This is a genomic window from Pseudomonas sp. AC136 (genome assembly GCF_979258585.1).
This window is the reverse complement of the sequence record NZ_OZ409865.1, coordinates 777,179-800,129: the sequence shown is the minus strand read 5'-3', so window position 1 is coordinate 800,129 and position 22,951 is coordinate 777,179. Positions and strand designations below refer to the sequence as shown.

General features: G+C 62.4%; 19 protein-coding genes. 16 read left to right on the top strand and 3 right to left on the bottom strand.

The window, feature by feature from the left end; all coding sequences use genetic code 11:
- Position 1: 1 nt before the first annotated feature.
- From tssK to tagH, 3 genes are all read right to left on the bottom strand, one after another.
- Positions 2-1,336, bottom strand: coding sequence for a type VI secretion system baseplate subunit TssK (gene tssK, locus ACZZZU_RS03535; RefSeq protein ID WP_122453679.1), 1,335 nt, complete (start codon positions 1,334-1,336; stop codon positions 2-4).
- A gap of 11 nt (positions 1,337-1,347) precedes the next feature.
- Positions 1,348-1,827: a type VI secretion system lipoprotein TssJ gene (gene tssJ / locus ACZZZU_RS03530; protein WP_463549769.1), complete on the bottom strand. Its 480-nt coding sequence runs from the start codon at positions 1,825-1,827 to the stop codon at positions 1,348-1,350.
- 77 nt (positions 1,828-1,904) lie between these two features.
- Positions 1,905-3,467 carry a type VI secretion system-associated FHA domain protein TagH gene (gene tagH, locus ACZZZU_RS03525; RefSeq protein ID WP_463549768.1) on the bottom strand — a complete coding sequence of 521 codons (1,563 nt, stop codon included), beginning with the start codon at positions 3,465-3,467 and terminating at the stop codon, positions 1,905-1,907.
- A gap of 380 nt (positions 3,468-3,847) precedes the next feature.
- Here tagH and tssA point away from each other — a divergent pair, with 380 nt between their 5' ends.
- The 16 genes from tssA (at position 3,848) to ACZZZU_RS03445 (ending at position 22,948) form a co-directional block, all read left to right on the top strand.
- Entirely contained in the window at positions 3,848-4,864 is a 1,017-nt protein-coding gene (tssA, locus tag ACZZZU_RS03520; RefSeq protein ID WP_463552096.1) for a type VI secretion system protein TssA, read from the top strand.
- A 99-nt stretch (positions 4,865-4,963) separates the two neighbouring features.
- Positions 4,964-5,473, top strand: coding sequence for a type VI secretion system contractile sheath small subunit (gene tssB, locus ACZZZU_RS03515; RefSeq protein ID WP_122496435.1), 510 nt, complete (start codon positions 4,964-4,966; stop codon positions 5,471-5,473).
- A 14-nt stretch (positions 5,474-5,487) separates the two neighbouring features.
- Entirely contained in the window at positions 5,488-6,984 is a 1,497-nt protein-coding gene (gene tssC, locus ACZZZU_RS03510; protein WP_122453683.1) for a type VI secretion system contractile sheath large subunit, read from the top strand.
- A gap of 206 nt (positions 6,985-7,190) precedes the next feature.
- Positions 7,191-7,679, top strand: coding sequence for an Hcp family type VI secretion system effector (locus ACZZZU_RS03505; RefSeq protein ID WP_122453684.1), 489 nt, complete (start codon positions 7,191-7,193; stop codon positions 7,677-7,679).
- Positions 7,680-7,808: 129 nt separating this feature from the next.
- Positions 7,809-8,594, top strand: coding sequence for a type VI secretion system accessory protein TagJ (locus ACZZZU_RS03500; protein ID WP_122496432.1), 786 nt, complete (start codon positions 7,809-7,811; stop codon positions 8,592-8,594).
- Entirely contained in the window at positions 8,594-9,106 is a 513-nt protein-coding gene (tssE, locus tag ACZZZU_RS03495) for a type VI secretion system baseplate subunit TssE (protein WP_463549767.1), read from the top strand. The genes ACZZZU_RS03500 and tssE overlap by 1 nt, the downstream gene beginning before the upstream one ends.
- On the top strand, positions 9,103-10,962 hold the full coding sequence (gene tssF, locus ACZZZU_RS03490) for a type VI secretion system baseplate subunit TssF (RefSeq protein WP_122496428.1): 1,860 nt from the start codon (positions 9,103-9,105) through the stop codon (positions 10,960-10,962). Before tssE ends, tssF begins: the two co-directional genes overlap by 4 nt.
- Positions 10,926-11,978, top strand: a complete 1,053-nt coding sequence (tssG, locus tag ACZZZU_RS03485; protein ID WP_463542150.1) for a type VI secretion system baseplate subunit TssG — start codon at positions 10,926-10,928, stop codon at positions 11,976-11,978. Before tssF ends, tssG begins: the two co-directional genes overlap by 37 nt.
- On the top strand, positions 11,971-14,676 hold the full coding sequence (gene tssH, locus ACZZZU_RS03480; RefSeq protein ID WP_463549766.1) for a type VI secretion system ATPase TssH: 2,706 nt from the start codon (positions 11,971-11,973) through the stop codon (positions 14,674-14,676). The genes tssG and tssH overlap by 8 nt, the downstream gene beginning before the upstream one ends.
- A 24-nt stretch (positions 14,677-14,700) precedes the next feature.
- A complete protein-coding gene (locus tag ACZZZU_RS03475) occupies positions 14,701-16,926 on the top strand; it encodes a type VI secretion system Vgr family protein (protein WP_463549765.1) in 2,226 nt (741 codons plus the stop codon).
- Positions 16,927-16,973: 47 nt separating this feature from the next.
- Complete coding sequence (locus tag ACZZZU_RS03470) at positions 16,974-17,429, top strand: DUF6484 domain-containing protein (protein ID WP_463549764.1); 456 nt, start codon at positions 16,974-16,976, stop codon at positions 17,427-17,429.
- Between the two features lie 23 nt (positions 17,430-17,452).
- Positions 17,453-18,556, top strand: coding sequence for a DUF2169 family type VI secretion system accessory protein (locus ACZZZU_RS03465; protein WP_463549763.1), 1,104 nt, complete (start codon positions 17,453-17,455; stop codon positions 18,554-18,556).
- Positions 18,556-19,593, top strand: coding sequence for a beta-ketoacyl synthase N-terminal-like domain-containing protein (locus ACZZZU_RS03460; RefSeq protein WP_463549762.1), 1,038 nt, complete (start codon positions 18,556-18,558; stop codon positions 19,591-19,593). Before ACZZZU_RS03465 ends, ACZZZU_RS03460 begins: the two co-directional genes overlap by 1 nt.
- On the top strand, positions 19,593-20,759 hold the full coding sequence (locus ACZZZU_RS03455; protein ID WP_463549761.1) for an HNH/endonuclease VII fold toxin-2 domain-containing protein: 1,167 nt from the start codon (positions 19,593-19,595) through the stop codon (positions 20,757-20,759). Before ACZZZU_RS03460 ends, ACZZZU_RS03455 begins: the two co-directional genes overlap by 1 nt.
- Before the next feature lie 18 nt (positions 20,760-20,777).
- Positions 20,778-21,716, top strand: a complete 939-nt coding sequence (locus tag ACZZZU_RS03450) for a beta propeller repeat protein (protein ID WP_463549760.1) — start codon at positions 20,778-20,780, stop codon at positions 21,714-21,716.
- Complete coding sequence (locus ACZZZU_RS03445; RefSeq protein WP_463549759.1) at positions 21,713-22,948, top strand: TIGR02270 family protein; 1,236 nt, start codon at positions 21,713-21,715, stop codon at positions 22,946-22,948. The genes ACZZZU_RS03450 and ACZZZU_RS03445 overlap by 4 nt, the downstream gene beginning before the upstream one ends.
- The last annotated feature ends 3 nt before the right edge of the window (positions 22,949-22,951 follow it).

Genomic DNA, 22,951 nt, shown 5'->3' with positions numbered 1-22,951 from the left:
ATTATCCTCGGATGGCCCAGAAGGCCAGATTCAGCCCCGGAAACTGCCCGGCAATATGGAAAGCAAAACCACCGGAGTTCGGCAGTTGCTTCCAGTGCGCGCTGCCGCGATCCAGCTCGAAATAGGTCGAGCCGGCGTGGTACGGCAATTGGCGTGGCGCCACCGGCATCGGCAGCAAGCCAATGCCCGGCAACTGCAAGTTCACCAGGTCGCGAATGTGTTCCACCGAGCCCACTTTGGCTTGCTGCGGGAAGTTGCCGCGCAGGGTTTCGCCCGGCACATCGGCGCGCACCACCAGAATAAAAGCGGCGTTGTCGATCAGGGTTTTGTCCGCCAGCATCGCCACGTGCACGCCGTAGGATTTCTCCACAATCGGAATGGCCACGGCCTTGCTGTCGATTACCGTCGCCAGGGCCATGCGCAGGGCGAGGAATACCGGGGCAAAGCTGCCAGCCAGATCGTCATGGGCGTATTGCGGGTATTCCGCCGGGCGCCGCTCGCTGGTGGTGAAGGTCGAGAGTTCGCCAGCCAGGGCCACCAGCTCGGTGTACAGGCGCTCCGGGTGCAGCGGGCTCAAACGGGCCAGGTGGCTGGTCAGGGCTTCGGCGCGGTTGATCAGTTGCAGCAGCAGGAAGTCGGCGATCTCGGACGCGCCACCGGCGCTGGAGGCGACTACGCGGCCGGCGAGGGCTTCGCCGCGTTGATGCAGCAGGCCCACCAGTTCCTTGCAGAAACCGGCCAGGGGCGCAGCGGCGGCCACATCGAGCAGCGGCGGCAGGTAATCGGGGTCGAGCACCAGGGCGCGGTCGGCGCGTTTTTCCCGCACGCGCACCACGCCGACGCTGGCGTATTCGCCGAGGCCGTCCTTGTCGGTCAGCAGGCGAAAGGCCTGGCCGCCAATCGATACCGGGGCGCGGCTTTCAAAGGCGGCGTTGTCGTCGCGCACTTCGCGCACCTGGCTTAGGTAACGGGCGCCGCCGAGGGCTTCGCCTTCGTCCACGGTGTCACGGGTGCCGGCACGGCGCAGCGGCAGGGCCAGGTGCACGATGGCATCGCGGGCGTTGTCGTCCACGCTCAGCGGCACGGGCGCGCTGTCGTCGCCGGGAATATTGAACGGCGTGCCGTCCGGCAAAATGCCTTTGGCGCTGAGGATGGCGAGCTTGCCCTGGGCCAGCAGCGCCTCGTCGATCTGCAACTCGGAAAAGCCCCAGCCACCGGCGAGCAACGGGCGGCAACGGCCATCAACCAATGCTTCGAGGTAGCGATCGTGTTGCTGGAAATGCTGGGGGCGCAGGAACATTCCTTCCGACCAGACCACGCGGTTATTCCAAGACATGCTGGCTCCTGCTAGTTCGCTGAACGCGGGGTGATGGCCACGGCATGACTGCCGACCATCACGTCGTATGGGCTGGTTTTTTGCGCGGGCACGGCAACCACCTGACGCCACAACGCGTGGTCGAGGTCGCGGTAGCCGACAACGATGGCGAGGAATTTGGTTTGCTCGTCCAACGTGCGCTCGAGTTCTTTTTGCTCGCTGGGGCGCAGCAGCAATTCATCGTGGGCGACCAGGTCGGAACCCAGGGCGCTTTCTGGTTTGTCGATGAGGCTGAAAAAGTCGGCGCGGGAAAAGTTGTTGGCGCTTTTCAGTTCATACAAACGCACGCGCACCGGGGCGGGGTCGCCAGCCGGGGAGGGGTTCAGTTCACTGGAGCCGAGAAAGTGCAGTTGCAGCACGGTCGGCGGTGGCGGCGGCGGTGGCTCGGATGCACAGGCGGCCAGCAACGAGGCCAGCACCACGCCGTGCAACAGGGAAAAAATTCTTGGCATTCTTGAGTCCTTGATATGAGCGCCTGACTGACGTTGCCCTGGCCAGAGCCGGGCGACGATTCCGTGTATGAAGAAATTTAGCGACGTCGCAAACGGCTGCTGTGCTCCTCGTAAGCGCGGCTGAATTCACGGCCGAACAGGTCTTGAAAATCGTCCTCGGCTTCGCGCTGGATGCTCGCGTACAAAGCGCTGAACTGCTCCCACAATTGCGCATGGCGCGCACCGGGCAGCAACGCAGAAAAACCGCTGGGTTTTTCGAAGCGGGCTTCCAGCGCATTCGGCTCGAAGCGTTGCAACAGGTGATGAATCGCCGCCTGCACACCGGCCATCACGGCCATCTGGTGCGCCTTGATGTCGTCGAAGCCGTCTTCAATGGCTTGGTCCGGCGCCAGGAATGCCTGGTTGCCGGAACGCAACAACAACAGCAGCGCTTCGTCCACATTCGGCGCGAATTTCAGCGGGTTGTTTTGAATCGGTTGAATGGTGGTCTGCTGCATGCGGAACTCACCTTTCAAACTGCTGCGCGCACGCAGCACCTCGATCATGCCTTCAACCATTTGCCGGTAGCTGCGGCCGATGGCTTCCATTTGCGCTTCGGCGTTTGCCGGGTCGACGCGCAGTTGCGACACACCAGCACCGCGCAAAAAGGCCTGGAGCAAATCGCCGCTCGGTGCCGCGTCCAAAGGTGGCAGGGGCGGTTGCAGGCGAATCGGTTTCGGCTCGCGAATCGGCTCGGGCGTGGGGTCGAGAATGAATTCCTGCGGCTCGGGCGGAGCAGGGGGCGCAACGCTCGGCGTGGTGGCGATGCCGGCCCACGGGTCATCCACCACGGCGCTTGGCGGCGGCGTGATGGGCTCGGGTTCGGCGGCTACAAAAGGCACGGCAGCGGGCGGCGGTGGCGCCAAAGGCTGCTGCGCGAAGGGATCGGGAATCGCAGGCTTTGCTGCCGAGAGATCGGCAAACGGATCCCAGTCATCCGGAATCATCGACGCGCCGCCACTGGCAACCGGCGTGGCGGCCGGCACATCAAAGGTCGGCATGGCTTGCGGCGTTGGCGGGCGGAAGTCATGGCGCTCGGCCGGCACATGATCCGGAATCGGCGCCGCGCCGCCCGATGGCGGATTGAGGAAATCAAACAGGTCGGGCTTGGTGTCCAGCGGCGAGTTGCCGTGGAAATGCGCGGCGGCATGGTGCGTTACCGGCGTCGGCATGGCGGCCGGCGCAGCGCTGCCGGCCTGGCGGCTCATCAGGGCATCGAAGCTGGTGTTGGGGTCGGTGGCGATGCCCGAGGCGGCGCTGCTGGAGGCAAAACCGCTCATGGCATCGAGCTGCACAAGAATGTCGTACTCGCCCAAACGCACCAATTCACCGTCTTGCAAACGCTCGCTGTTGCCGCGGCGCAAGCGTTGGCCCGACTGCACCAAGAGCACGCCGTTGGTGCTGTTGTCGGTGATGTAGTAAGCGCCGTCGCGGCTGGTGATGGTGCAGTGCAGGCTGGACACCAGGCGTTCGGGGTCGGGCAGCACCCAATCGTTTTCGGGGCCACGGCCGATGGTCAGGCTACCCTGGTCCAGCTGACGTTCCGACAATTGGCCGGGTGTCAGTTTGTGGTAGCTGGTGATGGTCAAACGCAGTGGCATTGCGACTCCTTGCACACGCCTTGCGGCGTTACCTCCGGGCTGATGCGGGCGGCTTGAAGAAAAGCCTTACCCCGTCGCCTTATTTTTCCTGCGCGAATACTACAGCGGCCAACGCACAGAGTTCCGTCTTTCATCTGAAAATTCAGGATAAAAAAGACACGCTTCACAGATTGATCTTCTAGGCTAGCTGTTGCTCACTCGTCCTCCAAGCGCGGCTTGACAACGCTTTGACGTGCTCCAAGAATGCCCGTCGCCCCGCCAGTGGCGTTTTTTTGAGCCATGGTTTGGCCACCACGCGAGCCGAAGGAATCGGTTCTCGTAGGCACCCCAATCGGATCAGGGCTGCGTTCCAGCAGCCTGATATGGAGATCGCCCGAGTGTTGGATGTACCCGCTTTACTGGCTCCGATAAACGCCGACGCACCTTGCGGCGAGGACCTTGAATACGATGCAGCTTTTCTCGAGCTGGAGCGTAGTGCGCAAGGTCAGCCGGAACGCCAAATGGGTGACGCCGTTTTACCGGCAGAACCGCCCGAATGGCCCAGCGTCAATCAGCAAATTCACGAGCTCTTTTCCCGCACCAAAGACCTGCGTGTCGCCAACATTTTGGTGCGCAGTTCCCTGGCCCTTTATGGCCTGCCGGGTTTCGCCCAGGCGCTGTTGCTGATCAGCGAATTGCTCAACCAGTACTGGGTCGATTTGCACCCACGGCTGGACCCCGACGACAACGACCCCACCTCGCGCATCAACGCGCTGACCGGCCTGAATGCCGAGGACAACCTGCGTCTGCTGTGGGAAAGCGCCCTGGTGCGTTCGCGCACCTTTGGCACCGTGACGGTTCGCGCGGCGATCAACGCCCACGGCCTGCAACGCTTCGCCAGCGAGACCCTCGGCCAGGATCAATTCAACGCCGCGCTGCGTGACAGCGATGCCGACGCGCTGCAAACCACCCGCGATGCCGTGGCCCAGGCGCTCACCGCACTGACCGCCATCGAGCGTGAAGTGAGCGAGCAAGTCGGCTCTGATCAGGGCGTGGATCTGGCGCCGCTGAAACTGATGCTGCGCCAGGCCGGGCAAACCCTCGGCGCCAATGCGCAGGCCGATACCAGCAGCAGCGACTCAGCGGGCGAGGGCGACAGCATGGCCACCAGCGATGCCTCAGCCAGTGCCACACAAACGCCACGCGCCAGTGGTGAAATTGCCACGCGCGATGACGTGTTGCGCCAGCTTGATCGCCTGCTTGAGTACTACGCACGGCACGAGCCATCGAGCCCGGTGCCGGTGCTGCTCAGCCGCGCTAAAACCCTGGTCACCGCAGATTTCGCCGCCATCGTGCGCAACCTTATTCCCGATGGCATGTCGCAGTTCGAAGCCTTGCGCGGGCCTGATTCCGAATGACGTTGGGGCGTGCCCCAACTGCGTAATCCAATAAGTCGGTCATCAGTGGTTTGTCGATGACGTCACTGTTCAGTCGCCTGATGGCGAGGGAGGAGCAACATGGTCACCAGTAGCCAGAAATTCATCGCCCGAAATCGCGCGCCCCGTGTGCAGATCGAATACGACGTCGAGCTGTATGGCGCCGAGAAAAAGGTTCAGCTGCCGTTCGTAATGGGCGTCATGGCCGACCTCGCTGGCAAGCCTGCCGAGCCGTTGGCTCCGGTAGCCGACCGCAAGTTTCTGGAAATCGACGTCGATAACTTCGACTCGCGCCTCAAGGCGATGAAACCGCGCGTGGCCTTCAACGTGCCGAACGCCCTGACCGGCGAGGGCAACCTGAGCCTGGACGTGACCTTCGAGAGCATGGACGACTTCAGCCCGGCGGCCATTGCCCGCAAGGTTGATTCGCTCAGCAAGCTGCTTGATGCGCGCACCCAACTGGCCAACCTGCTGACCTACATGGACGGCAAAACCGGCGCCGAAGACATGATCATGAAAGCGATCAAAGACCCGGCCCTGCTGCAGGCCCTGGCCAGCGCACCGAAGCCAACCGACGAGCCACAAGCTTAAGAGGACGATTTAGCATGGCCGAATTGAGCACCGACAATCAGGCGCTGCCCCAGGCAACGACCGAGCAGACCAGCGAGTTCGCAAGCTTGCTGCTGCAAGAATTCAAACCGAAAACCGAGCGTGCCCGCGAAGCAGTGGAAACCGCTGTGCGCACCCTGGCCGAACACGCCCTGGCACAGACCAATCTGATTTCCAACGACGCCATCAAGTCGATTGAATCGATCATCGCCGCCATCGACGGCAAGCTGACCGAGCAGATCAACCTGATCATGCACCACCCCGATTTCCAGCAACTGGAAAGCGCCTGGCGTGGCCTGCATTACCTCGTTAACAACACCGAGACTGACGAGCAGCTGAAAATTCGCGTGCTCAACATCTCCAAGCCGGAACTGCACAAGACCCTGAAGAAATTCAAGGGCACCACGTGGGACCAGAGCCCGATCTTCAAGAAGATGTACGAAGAAGAGTACGGCCAGTTCGGTGGCGAACCGTACGGCTGCCTGGTGGGCGACTACTACTTCGATCAGTCTCCGCCCGACGTGGAACTGCTCAGCGAAATGGCCAAGATTTCCGCCGCCATGCACGCACCGTTCATTGCCGCTGCTTCGCCAACCGTAATGGGCATGGGCTCGTGGCAGGAACTGTCGAACCCGCGCGACCTGACCAAGATTTTCACCACCCCGGAATACGCTGGCTGGCGCTCGCTGCGTGAGTCTGACGACTCGCGCTACATCGGCCTGACCATGCCGCGCTTCCTGGCGCGCGTACCGTACGGCGCGAAAACCGACCCGGTGGAAGAGTTCGCCTTCGAAGAAGAAACCACCGGCGCGGACAGCAGCAAATACACCTGGGCCAACTCGGCCTACGCCATGGCGGTGAACATCAACCGTTCGTTCAAACTGTACGGCTGGTGCTCGCGCATTCGTGGTGTGGAATCGGGCGGTGAAGTGGAAGGCCTGCCGGCTCACACGTTCCCAACCGACGACGGCGGCGTGGACATGAAGTGCCCAACCGAAATCGCCATTTCCGACCGCCGCGAGGCCGAGTTGGCGAAGAACGGTTTCATGCCGCTGCTGCACAAAAAGAACACCGACTTCGCCGCCTTTATCGGTGCCCAGTCCTTGCAGAAACCGGCCGAATACGACGACCCGGACGCCACCGCCAACGCCAACCTGGCCGCGCGCCTGCCGTACCTGTTCGCCACCTGCCGTTTTGCGCACTACCTGAAGTGCATCGTGCGCGACAAGATCGGCTCCTTCAAAGAGAAGGACGACATGCAGCGCTGGTTGCAAGACTGGATTCTCAACTACGTCGACGGCGACCCGGCGCACTCCACCGAAACCACCAAAGCCCAGCACCCGCTGTCGGCTGCCGAGGTGGTGGTGGAGGAAGTGGAAGGCAACCCGGGTTACTACAACTCGAAGTTCTTCCTGCGTCCGCATTACCAGTTGGAAGGGCTGACTGTTTCGTTGCGCCTGGTATCGAAACTGCCGTCCGCCAAAGGCGCGTAAAACGCCGGGAGCTTAGCCCGGGCGGCGTTAAAAGCAGGTTCAAAAATGCTCATTGGCTACAGCCAACTCCGCTTTTTTCACCTGCTTTTGCCTTGCCCGGCCGTCGCTCTCGACGTTTTCCAAAATTTTGCACAGTGCATTTAAACGGACTTGCCATGGTGGTGGGTTCACAAAGATGAAGTGGCTACGGCCACACAGGAGGAAACATGGCTGTTGATATGTTCATCAAGATCGGTGACATCAAGGGCGAGTCCAAGGACAAGGCCCACGCTGATGAAGTCGACGTATTGGCGTGGAGCTGGGGCATGTCGCAAAACGGCAACATGCACCTGGGCACTGGCGGCGGCGCTGGCAAGGTCAACGTGCAAGACCTGACCCTGACTAAGTACCTCGACAAGGCCACACCGAACCTGATGATGGCGTGCTCCTCGGGCAAGCATTACCCGGAAGCCAAGCTGACCGTGCGTAAAGCCGGCGGCAGCGCGCAGGTTGAATACTTGGTGATCACCATGAAAGAAGTGCTGATCTCCTCGGTGACCACCGGCGGCAGCGGCGGCGAAGATCGCCTGACCGAAACCATCGGCCTGAACTTCGCTCAGGTGCAAGTGGATTACCAAGCCCAGAAAGAAGACGGCTCCAAAGAGGGCGGCCCGATCAAGTACGGCTGGAACATCCGTCAGAACGTCAAGATCTGATAAGGCTTTACCCGCTCTCAACCTGTGGGAGCGGCTTTAGCCGCGATGCTTTTCAGCGATCAAGAGCATCGCGGCTAAAGCCGCTCCTACAGCTTTTTATCTGTCATCCAATCCCAGGGAAGTGCTGTTATGACTGCCGATGAACTGTTGCGTGCCGGTCGCCTCGATGATGCGCTCAAGGCCCTGCAAGACCAGGTTCGCGGCGCTCCGGCCAACGCCACGCTGCGGATTTTTCTTTTTCAACTGTTGGCCGTTATGGGCCAATGGAGCCGTGCGCAAAATCAGTTGAAGGTGGTCGGTGAACTCGACGCCGCCGCGCTGCCGATGGTGCAAACCTATCGCACCGCGCTGGAGTGCGAGGCGCTGCGGGCCGAGGTATTTGCCGGGCGCGTGACGCCGGTGATTCTTGGCGAACCCGCCGCCTGGATTGCGCCGCTGATTCAAGCCTTGAAGATGGACGCCGACGGTCACCCGCAAGCCGCCGAGCAGATGCGCGCTGAAGCCTTTGAAGCCGCGCCGGCCAATCCCGGTCAGGTCAATGGCACGCCGTTCGCCTGGTTGGCCGACGCCGATCCGCGCCTGGGGCCGGTGCTGGAAGTGATCGTCAACGGTCGCTATGCCTGGCTGCCGATGAGCAACATTGCCAGCCTCACCGTGGAAGCACCGACCGATCTTCGCGACCTGGTGTGGCTGCCCGCCGAACTCACGTTGATCAATGGCGGCACCACCGTCGCGCTGCTGCCCAGCCGCTACCCCGACACCGTGGCACAAGGCGATGATGCCGCGCGCCTGTCGCGCAAAACCGATTTCCTCGACAACGGCGTGCCGCTGGGCCAGCGCCTGTTCGCCACCGATGAAGGCGATACCGCGCTGTTCGATTTGCGCACCGTGGAATTCGCTGTGGCAGACGCCTGATGGCCAACATGCCTTTGCAGGAGCGCCTGCAACCGTCGCTGCTCGACCGCCTGGTGGACAACGACCGCAGCAACCCGAACGAGAGCCCGGACAAGCGCGTGCTGTCCATGAGCCAACTGAAGGCCTCGGTGCTGCGTGACCTCACCTGGTTGTTCAACACCACCGCGTTGCTCGATGTGGAAACCGCCGCCGCCACCCCGGCCGGCTCCTCGGTGCTCAATTACGGCTTGCCGGCGTTGGCCGGGCGGACCTTGTCGAATATCGACGTGCCGGCGATTGAAGCCTTGCTGACGAAAACCATCGCCACCTTCGAGCCGCGCATTTTGCGCTCCACCTTGCGCGTGAAAGCGCGCTTGCTGGAGGAGGGCATGGACCACAACGCCCTGGCGTTTGAAATTGAAGGCGACCTGTGGGCACTGCCCGTGCCGCTGCGGTTGATGCTCACCACAAATCTGGACCTGGAAACCGGCCACGTAAAAATCGTGCCCAACGAGCAGCGGAGGCGCGCATGAATCCGCGCATGCTGGAGTATTACAACCAGGAGCTGTCGCACATTCGTGAGAGCGCTGCCGAGTTCGCCCGCGAGTTTCCCAAGATTGCCAGCCGCCTGACCTTGTCGGGTGTGGATTGCGCCGACCCGTACGTAGAGCGCCTGCTCGAAGGCTTTGCCTACCTGACCGCGCGGGTGCATTTGAAGCTGGACGCCGAGTACCCGACGTTCACCCACAATCTGCTGGAAATCGCCTATCCGCATTACCTGGCGCCGACGCCATCGATGACCGTGGTGCAGCTGCGCGCCGACCCCAACGAAGGCTCGCTGAGCAGCGGCTTTACCATCGAGCGCAATGCGCCGCTGCGTGGCGTGCTGGGCCGCGAAGAACAAACCGCCTGCGAATACCGCACCGCCCATTCGGTGACGCTGTGGCCGCTGGAAGTGGCCAGCGCCGAATATTTCGGCAACCCGGCCGCGGTGCTCGGGCGTCTGGCCGCCAGCGAGCCAAAGGCCAAAGCCGGCTTGCGCATTCGCCTGCGCAGCGGCGCCGGTTTGCCGCTCAACAGCCTGAGCCTGGACAGCCTGCCGCTGTACCTGCACGGCGCCGATGAACAGCCGTTCCGCCTCTACGAACAATTGCTTGGCAACGCCTGCGCGGTGTTTGCCCAGGCGCCGGGCAGCGATTGGGTCGAGCGCCTGCCGCCCGGCTCGCTGCGCCCCCGTGGCTTCGACGACGAAGATGCGCTGCTTCCAGTGGTGCCGCGCGCGTTCCAGGGCTACCGCCTGTTGCAGGAATACTTCGCGCTGCCCAACCGATTTCTGTTTGTCGAATTCGCCGAGCTGCGTCGCTCAGTGCAGCGCTGCGCCGGCAATGAGCTGGACCTGATCATTCTGTTCAACAAACACGACGCCACCCTCGAAGGCACCGTCAGCGGCGCGCAGTTCGTGCCGTTCTGCACCCCGGCGATCAACCTGTTTCCACGCCGCGCCGACCGCATTCACTTGAGCGAGCGGGTCAACGAGCATCAAGTGATCGCCGACCGCACGCGGCCGATGGATTTCGAGATTCACTCGCTCACCCAAGTGACCGGTCACGGCACCGGGCCGGAGCAGCCGTTTCAGCCGTTCTATGCCGTGCGCGACCCGTCGCGCTATGGCCGCGAGCAGGCGTATTACATCGTGCGTCGCGAGCCGCGCCTGTTGTCGAGCAACCAGCGGCGCAATGGCCCGCGCTCCACCTACGTGGGCAGCGAAACCTTCGTGTCGCTGGTGGACGCAAACCAGGCGCCGTACCGCCACGACCTTCGCCAACTGGGCGTCAGCGCGCTGTGCACGAACCGCGACTTGGCGCTGTTTATTCCGGTGGGCACCAGCAAAAGCGATTTCAGCCTGGAAGACAGCGCGCCGGTGTTGGACGTGCGCTGCCTGGCCGGTCCGAGCCGTCCACGCGCCAGCCGCGCCCATGACGCCAGCGCCTGGCGGCTGATCAGTCAGTTGTCGCTCAATTACTTGTCGTTGTCCGAACAAGGGCAGGGCGCCGCCGCGTTGCGCGAGCTGTTGCGCCTGTATGGCGACCCCACCGACTCGGCGCTGCAATTGCAAATCGAAGGCCTGCGCGAAGTCAGCAGCAAACCCTGCACGCGACGCTTGCCGATGCCGGGGCCGATTGTGTTTGGCCGTGGCTTGGAGATCAGCCTGGAGTTCGATGAAAACGCCTTTCGTGGCACCGGCGTGTTTCTGCTGGGCGCGGTGTTTGAGCGTTTCCTCACCCGCTACGTGTCGGTCAACAGCTTTACCGAAACCGTGCTGCGCACCACCGAGCGCGGCGAAATCATGCGTTGGCAGGCGAAACCCGGATGCCGACCGAACCTCTGAATTCGCTCGCCGCGATGGCGGCCGCACCCTGGGAGCATGACTTCTTCCAGGCGTTGCGCCGTATCGAATGCGAAGCCCAGGACAAACCCCGGCTCGGCCATTCCGTGCGCCTGGCCGACGACCCGCTGCGCCTGGGGCAAACCCCGGACTGCGGCTTTGCGCCGTCAACGTTGTCGCTCGTCGAGCCGGCCAGCGACACCGCGCCGCCACGCGTAGAACAGTTCTTTTTCGGTCTCACCGGGCCGAACGGGCCGTTGCCGCTGCACTTGACTGAATACGCCCGCGAGCGTCAGCGCAACGAAGGCGACCCCGGTTTTACGCGGTTTATGGACGTGTTCCACCACCGCCTGCTCACGCTGTTCTACCGCGCCTGGGCCGAAGCGCGGCCGTCGGTAAGCCACGACCGGCCAGACGACGATTACTGGTCGGCACGCCTCGCTGCGTTGTCGGGTCGCGGTATGGACAGCCTGCTCGGCCAGGGCCCGATTCCAGATCAGGCGCGTTATTACTACACCGGTCACCTGGCGGCCACGAGTCGCTATCCCGATGGCTTGAAGGTGATTCTGTCCGAGTACTTCGAGCTGCCGGTGGCCATCGAGGAATACGTCGGCCAATGGCTGGAACTGCCCGAGCGCAGTCGCCTTGGCGCCGGGGCCAGCACCCTCGGCATGGACGTGTGCCTGGGCACCCACGTGTGGGACCGCCAACATAAATTTCGTCTGCGTCTGGGCCCCATGCCCTTGGCCAAGTACGAGCGCCTGTTGCCCGGTGGCGAGCTGTTTCGCCAGTTGGCTGCATGGGTCGGCGAGTACCTGGGCCATGAGCTGGACTGGGACGTGAACCTGGTGTTGAGCCAGGAAGAAATACCCCCATTGGACCTGGCCGGCGGTGTGCGGCTGGGTTTCAACGCCTGGCTGGGACACCCCGGCGAGGATGCCAAGGATTTACTGCTGGCCAGCCAGTACGCCGGGGACCGGCTGCTGCAACGCCCGAATAAGGAGATGAGTCATGAGTGAGATCAGCCGGGTTGCACTGTTCGGCAAGCTGAACAGCCTTGCCTACAAAGCCATTGAAGCGGCCACCGTGTTCTGCAAATTGCGCGGCAACCCGTATGTGGAAATGGCCCACTGGCTGCACCAGATCTTGCAACTGCAAGACTCTGACCTGCACCAGCTCGTGCGCCAGTTCAACATCGACCCGGCGCGCCTGGCCCGCGATCTCACCGAAGCGCTCGACCGCCTGCCGCGTGGCTCCACCTCAATTACCGATTTGTCCTCGAATGTCGAAGAAGCCGTCGAGCGCGCCTGGGTGTACGGCAGCTTGATGTTTGGCGAAAACCAGGTGCGCACCGGCTACCTGATCGTTGGCATTCTGAAAACCCCGAGCCTGCGCCATGGCTTGCTGGCGTTATCTCAGGAGTTCGACAAGGTAAAAGTTGAAGCACTGACCGAGCGCTTTGACGAGTACGTCGGCAACTCGCCGGAAAACGCCCTGACCGCCAGCGACGGCTTCAGCAGCGCCGCACCGGGCGAGGCCAGCGGTGCCATGGCGCCCGGTGCGCTGGGTAAGCAGGAAGCGCTGAAGAAATTCACCGTTGATCTCACCGAGCAGGCGCGTAGCGGCAAGCTCGACCCGATTGTGGGGCGCGACGAAGAAATCCGTCAGTTGGTCGACGTGCTGATGCGCCGTCGCCAGAACAACCCGATTCTTACCGGCGAGGCGGGCGTGGGTAAAACCGCCGTGGTCGAAGGCTTTGCTTTGCGTATCGTCGCTGGCGACGTGCCGCCTGCGCTGAAAGACGTGGAACTGCGCGCACTCGACGTCGGCCTGCTGCAAGCCGGTGCCAGCATGAAAGGTGAATTCGAACAGCGCCTGCGCTCGGTGATTGAAGACGTTCAAAGCTCGCCCAAGCCGATCATCTTGTTTATCGACGAAGCCCACACCCTGGTCGGCGCCGGCGGCGCTGCCGGTACGGGCGATGCGGCCAACCTGCTGAAGCCGGCCCTGGCGCGCGGCACCTTGCGCACCATCGCCGCGACCACCTGGGCGGAATACAAAAAGCACATCGAAAAAGACCCGGCCCTGACCCGCCGCTTCCAAGTGGTGCAGGTGGAAGAACCGTCCGAGCACAAAGCCATTCTGATGATGCGCGGCGTGGCCTCGACCATGGAAAAACACCATCAGGTACAGATTCTCGACGAAGCCCTGGAAGCGGCGGTGAAGCTGTCTCACCGTTATATTCCGGCGCGTCAGCTGCCGGACAAATCCGTCAGCCTGCTCGACACCGCCTGCGCTCGCACGGCCATCAGCCTGCATGCTGTGCCGGCCGAAGTGGACGACAGCCGCCGCCGCATCGAAGCGCTAGAAACCGAGCTGGCCATCATCGGCCGCGAGCACGCCATCGGCATCAATATCGGCGAGCGCCTGCGCAGCGCCGAAACCTTGCTGGGCGAAGAACGCGCGCGTCTGGCAGGGCTTGAAACCCGCTGGGCCGACGAAAAAGCCCTGGTCGACGAGTTGCTCGACATCCGCGCCCAACTGCGCGCCGCTGCCGAAGCGGTGGACGATACCGGCACGGAGCCGGCACCGGCCGCGCCCAACGCCGAACTGCACACCCGTCTGCAAGACGTGCAAACCCGCCTGGCGGCGCTGCAAGGTGAGTCGCCGCTGATTCTGCCGATTGTCGACTACCAGGCCGTGGCCTCGGTGGTTGCAGACTGGACGGGCATTCCGGTCGGGCGCATGGCGCGCAACGAGCTGGAAACCGTGCTCAACCTGGCGCAGTACCTGAAAAAACGCATCATCGGCCAGGATCACGCCCTGGAGATGATCGCGAAGCGCATCCAGACCTCGCGCGCCGGCCTCGACAACCCGAGCAAACCCATCGGCGTGTTTATGCTGGCCGGCACCTCCGGCGTGGGCAAAACCGAAACCGCTCTGGCACTGGCCGAGGCCATGTATGGCGGCGAGCAGAACGTGATCACCATCAACATGAGCGAGTTCCAGGAAGCCCACACCGTGTCCACCCTCAAGGGCGCGCCACCGGGCTACATCGGCTACGGCGAAGGCGGCGTGCTGACCGAAGCAGTGCGGCGCAAACCGTATAGCGTGGTGCTGCTCGACGAAGTGGAAAAAGCCCACCCCGACGTGCACGAAATTTTCTTCCAGGTGTTCGACAAGGGCGTGATGGAAGACGGCGAGGGCCGGGTGATCGACTTCAAGAACACCTTGATTCTGCTCACCACCAACGCCGGCACCGAGCTGATTTCCAGCCTGTGCAACGACCCGGAACTGATGCCCGAGCCGGACGCCATCGCCAAGGCGCTGCGCGAGCCGCTGCTGAAGATTTTCCCGCCGGCGCTGCTCGGCCGTCTGGTGACCATTCCGTACTACCCGCTGAGCGACGAGATGATCAAGTCCATCGCCCGTCTGCAACTGGAGCGGGTGAAAAAGCGCGTGGAAGCCACGCACAAAGTGCCGTTCGAATACGACGACGGCGTCATCGCCCTGATCGCCGAACGCTGCACCGAAACCGAGAGCGGCGGTCGCATGATCGACACCATTCTGACCAACACCTTGCTGCCGGATATGAGCCGTGAATTCCTCACGCGCATGCTCGAAGGCAAGCCGTTGGAAGCGGTGCGTATCAGCCGCCAGGGCAGCGATTTCCACTACTCATTTGGCGCTTCAACAGACAGCAGCGCTGCGGTTTAACGCCGTCGCAGTCGGGATACGGATATGGCATTAAGCACAAGCACGCGCCTGGTTCAGGTCGACAGCCCGCTGGGCACCGATGTTCTGGTGCTGCGCCAGCTCGACGGCGTGGAAGAGCTGGGGCGGGTGTTCGATTACGAGCTGAACCTGGTCTCGGAAAACACCTCGGTGGCGCTCAACAGCCTGCTCGGCAAACCCATGAGCATCACCATGGAATTGCAGGACGGCAGCAAGCGCTACTTCCACGGCATCGTCGCCCGCGCCAGCCAGGGCGCCGGCATCGGTCAGTTCGCGGTGTACCGGGTCACGCTCAAGCCGTGGTTGTGGCTGATGTCGCGCACCTCCGACTGCAAGATTTTCCAGAACCGCACGGTGCCGGACATCATCAAGCAGGTATTCCGCGACCTCGGTTTCTCCGACTTCGAAGACAGCCTCAGCCGTTCCTACCGCGAGTGGGACTACTGCGTGCAGTACCGCGAAACCAGCTTCGACTTCGTCAGCCGGCTGATGGAACAGGAAGGCATCTACTACTTCTTCCGCCACGAAAAAGGCCGCCACGTATTGGTGTTGGCCGATGCCTACGGCGCCCACAGCACCGCCGCCGGTTACGCAAGCGTGCCGTTCTACCCGCCAACCGCCGAGCAGCGCGAGCTGGACCACATTGACGACTGGCACCTGAGCCACGAAGTGCAGCCCGGTTCCCTGGCGCTCAACGATTACGACTTCCAGCGCCCCAGCGCGCGCCTGGAAGTGCGCTCGGTAATCAGCCGCCCGCACACCGCCAGCGATTACCCGCTGTACGACTACCCAGGCGAATACGTGCAAAGCGGCGACGGCGAGCACTACGCACGCACCCGCATTGAAGCGATTCACACCCAGTTCGAGCGCGTGCAACTGCGCGGCACCGCCCGTGGCATTGGCTCGGGCAATCTTTTCAGCATGACCCGTTACCCGCGTGACGATCAGAACCGCGAATACCTGGTAGTCGGCGCCCGTTACAAAATCGTGCAAGAGCACTACGAAACCGGCTTCGACGACGTGGAACAGCAGTTCATCAGCCACCTCGACTGCATGGACGCCAGCCAGGCATTTCGCCCGCAGCCGATCACCGTGCGGCCCATCGTGCAGGGCCCGCAAACGGCCATGGTGGTCGGCCCCAAAGGCGAGGAGATCTGGACCGACCAATACGGCCGCGTAAAGGTGCATTTCTACTGGGACCGCCACGACCAATCCAACGAAAACAGCTCGTGCTGGATGCGCGTGTCGCAATCCTGGGCGGGCAAGAATTGGGGTTCCATTCAGATTCCGCGCATCGGCCAGGAAGTGATTGTCAGCTTTCTGGAAGGCGACCCCGACCGCCCGATCATCACCGGCCGCGTTTATAACGCGGAACAAACCGTGCCCTACGACTTGCCCGCCAACGCCACCCAAAGCGGCGTGAAAAGCCGATCCAGCAAAGGCGGCTCGCCGGCCAATTTCAATGAAATTCGCATGGAAGATTTGAAGGGTTCCGAGCAGCTGTTTATTCATGCGGAAAAGAACCAGGACATCGAAGTCGAGAACGACGAAACCCACTGGGTCGGCCACGACCGCACGAAAACGATCGACCACGATGAAACCGTGCACGTCAAACACGACCGCACCGAAACCGTCGACAACAACGAGACGATCACCATCGGCGTGGACCGCAAGGAAAAGGTTGGCAACAACGAAACCATCTCCATCGGCGTCAACCGCACCGAAGATGTCGGCAGCAACGAGAAAATCACCATTGGCGCCAACCGTACCGAGAGCGTAGGCGCCAACGAAGACATCACCATCGGTGCTGACCGCAATGAAAAAGTCGGCAGCAACGAGACCATCAAAATCGGCGCCAACCGCACCGAAGATGTCGGCAGCAACGAAAAAATCACCATCGGCGCCAACCGCACCGAGAGCGTGGGCAGCAATGAAGACATCGACATCGGCAGCAACCAGACCACCAAAATCGGCAGCGACGAAAGCCGCAGCGTTGGCAAAAACCGCAGCACCGATGTGGGCAAAGACGATTCGCTAAGCGTGGGCAAAAACTTCGAGCTGACGGCCGGCGACTCCATCACCCTGAGCACCGGGGCGGCCAGCATCAGCATGAAAAAAGACGGCACCATCGTCATTCGTGGCAAAAACATCACCATCGACGGCTCGGGCGCGATCAATATCAAGGCCAGCAAAAACGTGGTCGTCAAAGGCCAGAAGATTCTGCAGAACTGATTAGCAGCGGCCGCTAACCCCGGCCGCCCAACGGAAGAGAAACCAGCATGAGTGTTCAGCACTTCACCCCGGCAAGCGCCGCTGCCACCCGACTGGATGGCGTGGTGATCGGCGTATTGCTCGACGTGCCACAAACCGCCTCGCCGGTGGTGGCGTTTCCCGGTTGCCCTTCGGAAACCGGCATCGCCGCCACCACCACCACGCAGCTGAGCCGCGAGGATATCGGCACGCAAGTGGCGCTGATGTTTGTCGGCGGCGACCCCAGCCAGCCGCTGGTAATCGGCCGCATTCAGCGCCTGGCGCCGGTAGAAAAACCCGTAGCGGTGGCGCATCTGGACGGCGAGCGCCTGGAGTTTTCCGCCGAGAAGGAAATCGTGCTGCGCTGCGGCAAGGCCAGCATCACCCTGACCCGCGAAGGCAAAGTGATCGTGCGCGGCACGTATCTGTCCAGCCGCTCCACGGGCGTGAACCGCATCAAAGGCGGTTCGGTGCAAATCAACTGATTCACTGAAGCAAGAAGCCCTTCATGGAACTGCTTAACGCGACCGGTCTGGTTGCTGCCTACACCCAAGGCCTGGCCCCGGACGGACGTGAGTCGCTGGTGGTCATCGCCAAAGGCACCTTCACCTTGCCCCTCGACGGCCGCGAAGCGACGTTGGCGGCGGTGCAGCGTCCGCTGCTGATGGCCGATGAATACGTGGGCGAACCGGGGCTGTCGGCGCCGCTGCGGGAAATGGACTTTGCCCCGATCAAACCCTTCTGCGACGTGCTGGTTCACGGCAAAGCCTATGCCCCCGAAGGCCGCCCGGTGAGCCAGTTGACCGCCGGCATTCGTGTTGGCCGCGTGAGCAAAGCCTTCACCGTGTACGGCCCGCGCCAATGGCAACCCGGCCTGATTGGCGCCGGTGCCGGCGTGGCGCAACCCTTTACCGAACAAACGATCGACTACGCCCACGCCTTTGGCGGCAGCGTGCCGGTGGCCGACAACCCGGAATTGCGCGACAGCTACCCGGCCAACACCTGCGGCCGTGGCTGGTTTCCAAAAAGCGCCAGCACGGCGGACATCGTCGGCATGCCGATGCCCACCACGGAAATGCTCGGCCAACCGGTCGACAGCCCCCACGGCGACTTCACCCCCATGGCGCTCGGGCCCATTGGCCGCAGCTGGCCGCCGCGCATCGGCTACGCCGGCACCTACGACGACGCCTGGCTGGCTGATCACTTTCCCTTCCTGCCGCCGGACTTCGACAACCGCTACTACCAGGCCGCGCCGCCGGACCAGCAAACCGAGCACCTCAAAGGCGGCGAAGACGTACTGCTGCTGTGCCTCACCCGCCAGGAACGCGCCGGCTTCAAAGTGCCGAGCATGCAGGTGCCGGTGACGTTTTTCTTGAAGAAGGGCGGGCATGAGACGGTGCAGGCGGTGATTGATACGTTGGTGATTGATACCGATGCGGGGGTGGTGGAGGTGACGTGGCGGGCGAGCAGGGCGCTGAAGAAAAATATGTTTGAAATCGGTGATGTGCTGGTGGGCGAAATGACGCGCGGTTGGTGGCGTGCGCGTGAACTGGGCAAGGAACATTTTCCTTCCTTGACCAGCGCCATGCGGACCGCTGGGGATGAGCGCTGATGGCCGCTATTTGTATCGTCAGCAGCGGCATGGTCAGCGCTGTCGGCTTGAACGCCGCGACGAGCTGCGCCGCCATGCGTTGCGCGATCGACAATTTCCAGGAGACACGCTTTATGGACCAGGGCGGCGAATGGCAGCTCGCCGCCAGCGTGCCATTGGAAATGCCGTGGCGAGGCCGCGAAAAGCTCGTGAAGATGGCGGCTCGAGTCATTGCCGAAGCGATGCAGCAGGTGCCCGGTCTGGTTGCGGCGGATACGCCAGTGTTATTAGGCGTGGCCGAGCTTGAGCGCCCCGGTCGCCTGGCGGACCTGGATACCAGTTTGCTCCACGACGTTGAGTTGGAATTGGGCCTGCGCTTTCACGCCAATTCCAACGTAATTGCTCGTGGTCGCGTCAGCGGCGCGGTGGCGTTGCTGAACGCCCGTAAAATGATTAACAGCGGCAGCCATCGCCACGTCGTGATTGCCGGGGTGGATTCGTTTCTCAACGCCGGCACGCTAAGCGCCTATGAACGACGCGAGCGCCTGCTCACCAGTGAAAATTCAAATGGTTTCATTCCCGGTGAAGGCGCAGCTGCCGTCGTGGTTGCCGCGCCCGTCCACAATGACGAGCCGCAGCTTGCCTGCGTCGGGCTGGGATTTGGCATCGAAAAAGCCACGGTGGAAGCCGAAGACATGCCGTTGCGCGCCGACGGTTTGGCACAGGCAATCAAAGCGGCTCTGGCAGAGGCAGGTTGCGGGCTGGAAGTGATGGACTATCGGCTCACCGACATTTCCGGCGAACAGTATTACTTCAAAGAGGCCGCGTTGGCCCTGAGCCGCACGCTGCGCGTGCGCAAGCCCGACTTCCACCTTTGGCATCCAGCCGATTGCATCGGCGAGTGCGGTGCGGCCATTGGCCCGGCCATGCTCGCGGTCGCCCTGGCCGCCAGCCGCAAAGGCTATGGCGAGGGGCCTAACGTGTTTTGTCACTTGGGCAATGACGCCGGCGAGCGCGCCGTTGCGCTGTTGAGTTATCAAAAGGTGAGGGCTGCCTGATGGCTAACGAAGTGTATGCCAACAGCATGGAGATCTCCTGCAAGTCCGCCAATGGCAAGTCGGTGGCGGCCTTTCCGGATGTGTGTTTCACCCCGCCGCAGGCGCCGCCCACACCAATGGGCGTGCCCATTCCATACCCCAATACCGGCATGGCCAGCGATACCACCAAGGGCACCCGCACGGTGAAGATCACCGGCAAGGAAGTGATGCTCAAGGATAAGAGCTACTTCAAAACCAGCTACGGTGATGAGGCTGGATGTGCGCCGAAAAAAGGCATCATCACCAGCAAAATAAAAGGCAAGGTGTACTTCACGGCCTGGTCCATGAACGTCAAGTTCGAAGGCGAAAACGTGGTGCGCAACCTTGACCTCACCACCCATAACCACGCCTCTCAGGGTCCCAACACCGCGCCTTGGCCTTATCTGGACAAAGCCGCTGTCGATGCCGGTACGTCGGCTTGTTCAAAAGAAGTCAAAAAAGAACAAACGGCCTGCGCAGACTTCAAACCGGCCGGTACCAAGGATGCGTGCAGCGCGTTGGGTCCGAAAGTAAAACCCTCCGGTAAAAAGACCAGCCCGGAGGCGGATCGGGTTGCCGACAAGTCTGCCGCCCACAACTGCCTGACCGCGAGGCGCTGCAACTTGCAGCCGTACAAGCCCAGTGGCTGCTGCCCCCAGCAAACGGCGCACCACCTGGTTGAGGCCAGTGCACTGCACGACGTCGGGCGAGGTGGAAAGGAGTCGACGAGCCTCAAGGGCATTTCCAAATACAACGAGAATAAAGCGCCGTGCGTATGCGCCGAAGGGGTAAACCAGAACGTCGGTACCCACGGCCTGATGCACACCTTTCAAAGCGCCTCGTCAGCGCGGGCGCGCAAAGGCGAGTTGACCACCAGTAAGGGCGCCAAATTCACTGCCAAGAAAACCACTTACAAGACCGCGAAAACCCAGGCCATGACCGCCATGGCCAAGGTGTTCCCTCAGTCCAAGTGCTCCAAGGCGTGCACAGAGGCGCAACTGGATCATTACCACAAGCAGTGCGGCATTAATGATCGCACCCCCATCAAGGCCGTGGAGACCGGGCAAACCGACGTCACCGCCGCCAACCGATCTATCGCCGCCCGCAATAAACGGGTCGCCGCTGCGCGCGGGCGTGGTGGTCGTTAATTCTTTTGAGGACCTGATATGAGCACCCCGACAACCAGTCAATGGACTGACCTGTTTTCCTACGTCACCGGTGTTGTGCGTTACAACGACCTGGCCTACGTGGCCTCGGTCTCCGATGAGATGCGCGACAACCGAGTCACCCATTCCTATGTCACCGAATGGGACGCCGGTACCTGGCGGGTGGGGGATGAGGACGACGATCTGTTGCCGTGGGACGTAGTAGCCGCCACCCTCGTTCACACGCCACTGGAACAAGCGCTGTTTTTAGGCGCTCGCGGCAACGTGCTGATGTTGGGCTCGGGCGACACCCACGAAGAGCAGATTCCTGACAACGAAGAAACCGGCATTTCCGGGCGCGGCAATCTTCGCGGTGTTTGCGCGGTGGAAGGTGTTGCTTATGCCTGTGGCATGGACCGCCAGGTGTACCGTCGGCACGACGAAAACGACTGGCGCGCCCTGGACGCTGGCGCTCGGCCGCCCCTGGACGATGAAGAAATTGTCGGCTTTGAAACCATCGGCGGCTTTACCGGCAAAGAGCTTTACGCAGCCGGCTGGAATGGTGAAATCTGGGAATTCGGCGGCAAGCGCTGGGTGCAACGCGACAGCCCGACCAACCTCATTCTCACGGCACTTTGCTGCGCTGAGGATGGCTTCGTTTACATCGCCGGCCAGGGCGGCACGTTATTGCGTGGCCGCAACGCAACCTGGGAGGTGCTTGAACAAGAAAGCGTTACCGAAGACTTGTGGAGCCTTGCCTGGTTTGACGGCGCCTTGTACGCCTCAAGCATGCTGGGGGTTTACCGACTGGTGAACGACCAGCTCGAACTGGTCGATTTTGGCGACGCGCAACCGTCCTCCTGCTTTCACCTGAGCGCGGCTGATGGGGTGTTATGGAGCATCGCCAGCAAAGCCATTGTTGCCTTCGACGGCGTCACCTGGACCCGGATCGACGGATGATCCCCCAAGTACTCGACCAACACGCCGAAGAAGCCAGCTTCCTCGCCATGCTGCGCGACCACGCCGTGGGCGCGCCGAACTACGACCTCGCGCACCTGACCAACCTCGACAACCGCATCGAAGCGCACCTTGATGGTTTGCAAATCGCTGGCCTCAAGGGCTTGAACGTGCTGCTCGAACAACTCAACCCCAACGCCAACGGCGAGGTGTTCGCGGCCACGGTCTTGGCGTTTCAGATGAACAACAGCGCGGCGCTGAAGACATTGGGCGAACACATTCGCACCAGCGAGGAGGGCGAGCGTTACTTTGCCGCCGCGCTCGGCTGGCTGGAGTGGCCGGCGATTCAACCGTGGGTGGAACGCTTGTTGACATCGCCCGAGCCGCTGTTCCGCCGCTTGGGCCTGACCGCGTGTGGCCTTCACCGCCAAGACCCCGGCCCGGCGTTGCTGTCTGCGCTGGGCAACAGCGACCCCAGCGTATTGGCCGCTGCCGCGCGCACGGCCGGGGAGTTGCGGCGCCGCGACCTGATGCAGCCGATTCGTCTGCACCGTATGCACGCCGACGACGCGGTGCGCTTCTGGAGCAACTGGGCCACCGCGCAAATGGGCGATGAGGAAGCGCTGCCGATTCTTCAACAATTCGCCGAACAACCCGGCCGCTACCAGGAGCGCGCCTTGCATGTGGTGCTGGCCTGGCAGGCGCGGGAAACCAGCATGGCCTGGATTCGGCGCATGACCCAGAACCCGGCGCAGCGCCGTATCGCCATCAAAGCCACCGGCCTGTTTGGCGACCCCGTGGCGCTGCCCTGGCTGGTGCAGCAGATGCACGACGTGCCCATGGCGCGAGCGGCCGGCGAAGCCTTCAGCCAGATCACCGGTGCCGACCTTGCCGAGCTAGATTTGGAACTGCGCCATTCGCCTGACTACGACGCTGGCCCGAACGACGACCCCAACGACCCGGACGTGGCCTTGGACCCTGACGAAAATCTGCCCTGGCCCGACGCCGGGCTGATTAATGCCTGGCTGCAACAAAACGCTGGCGCGCTGCAGAACGGCACGCCCTATGTGCTTGGCGAACCCTTTAGCGAAGCAGCGTGCCGGCGCGTATTGAGCAGCGGCAACCAGCGCCAGCGGCACATGGCGGCGGGCTTGTTGGCGCGCTATGTGCCGACCCTGGCGATTTTTCCCATTACCGCTCCAGCGCGTCGACAGCGTCGCGCGTTAGGCGCCTGACTT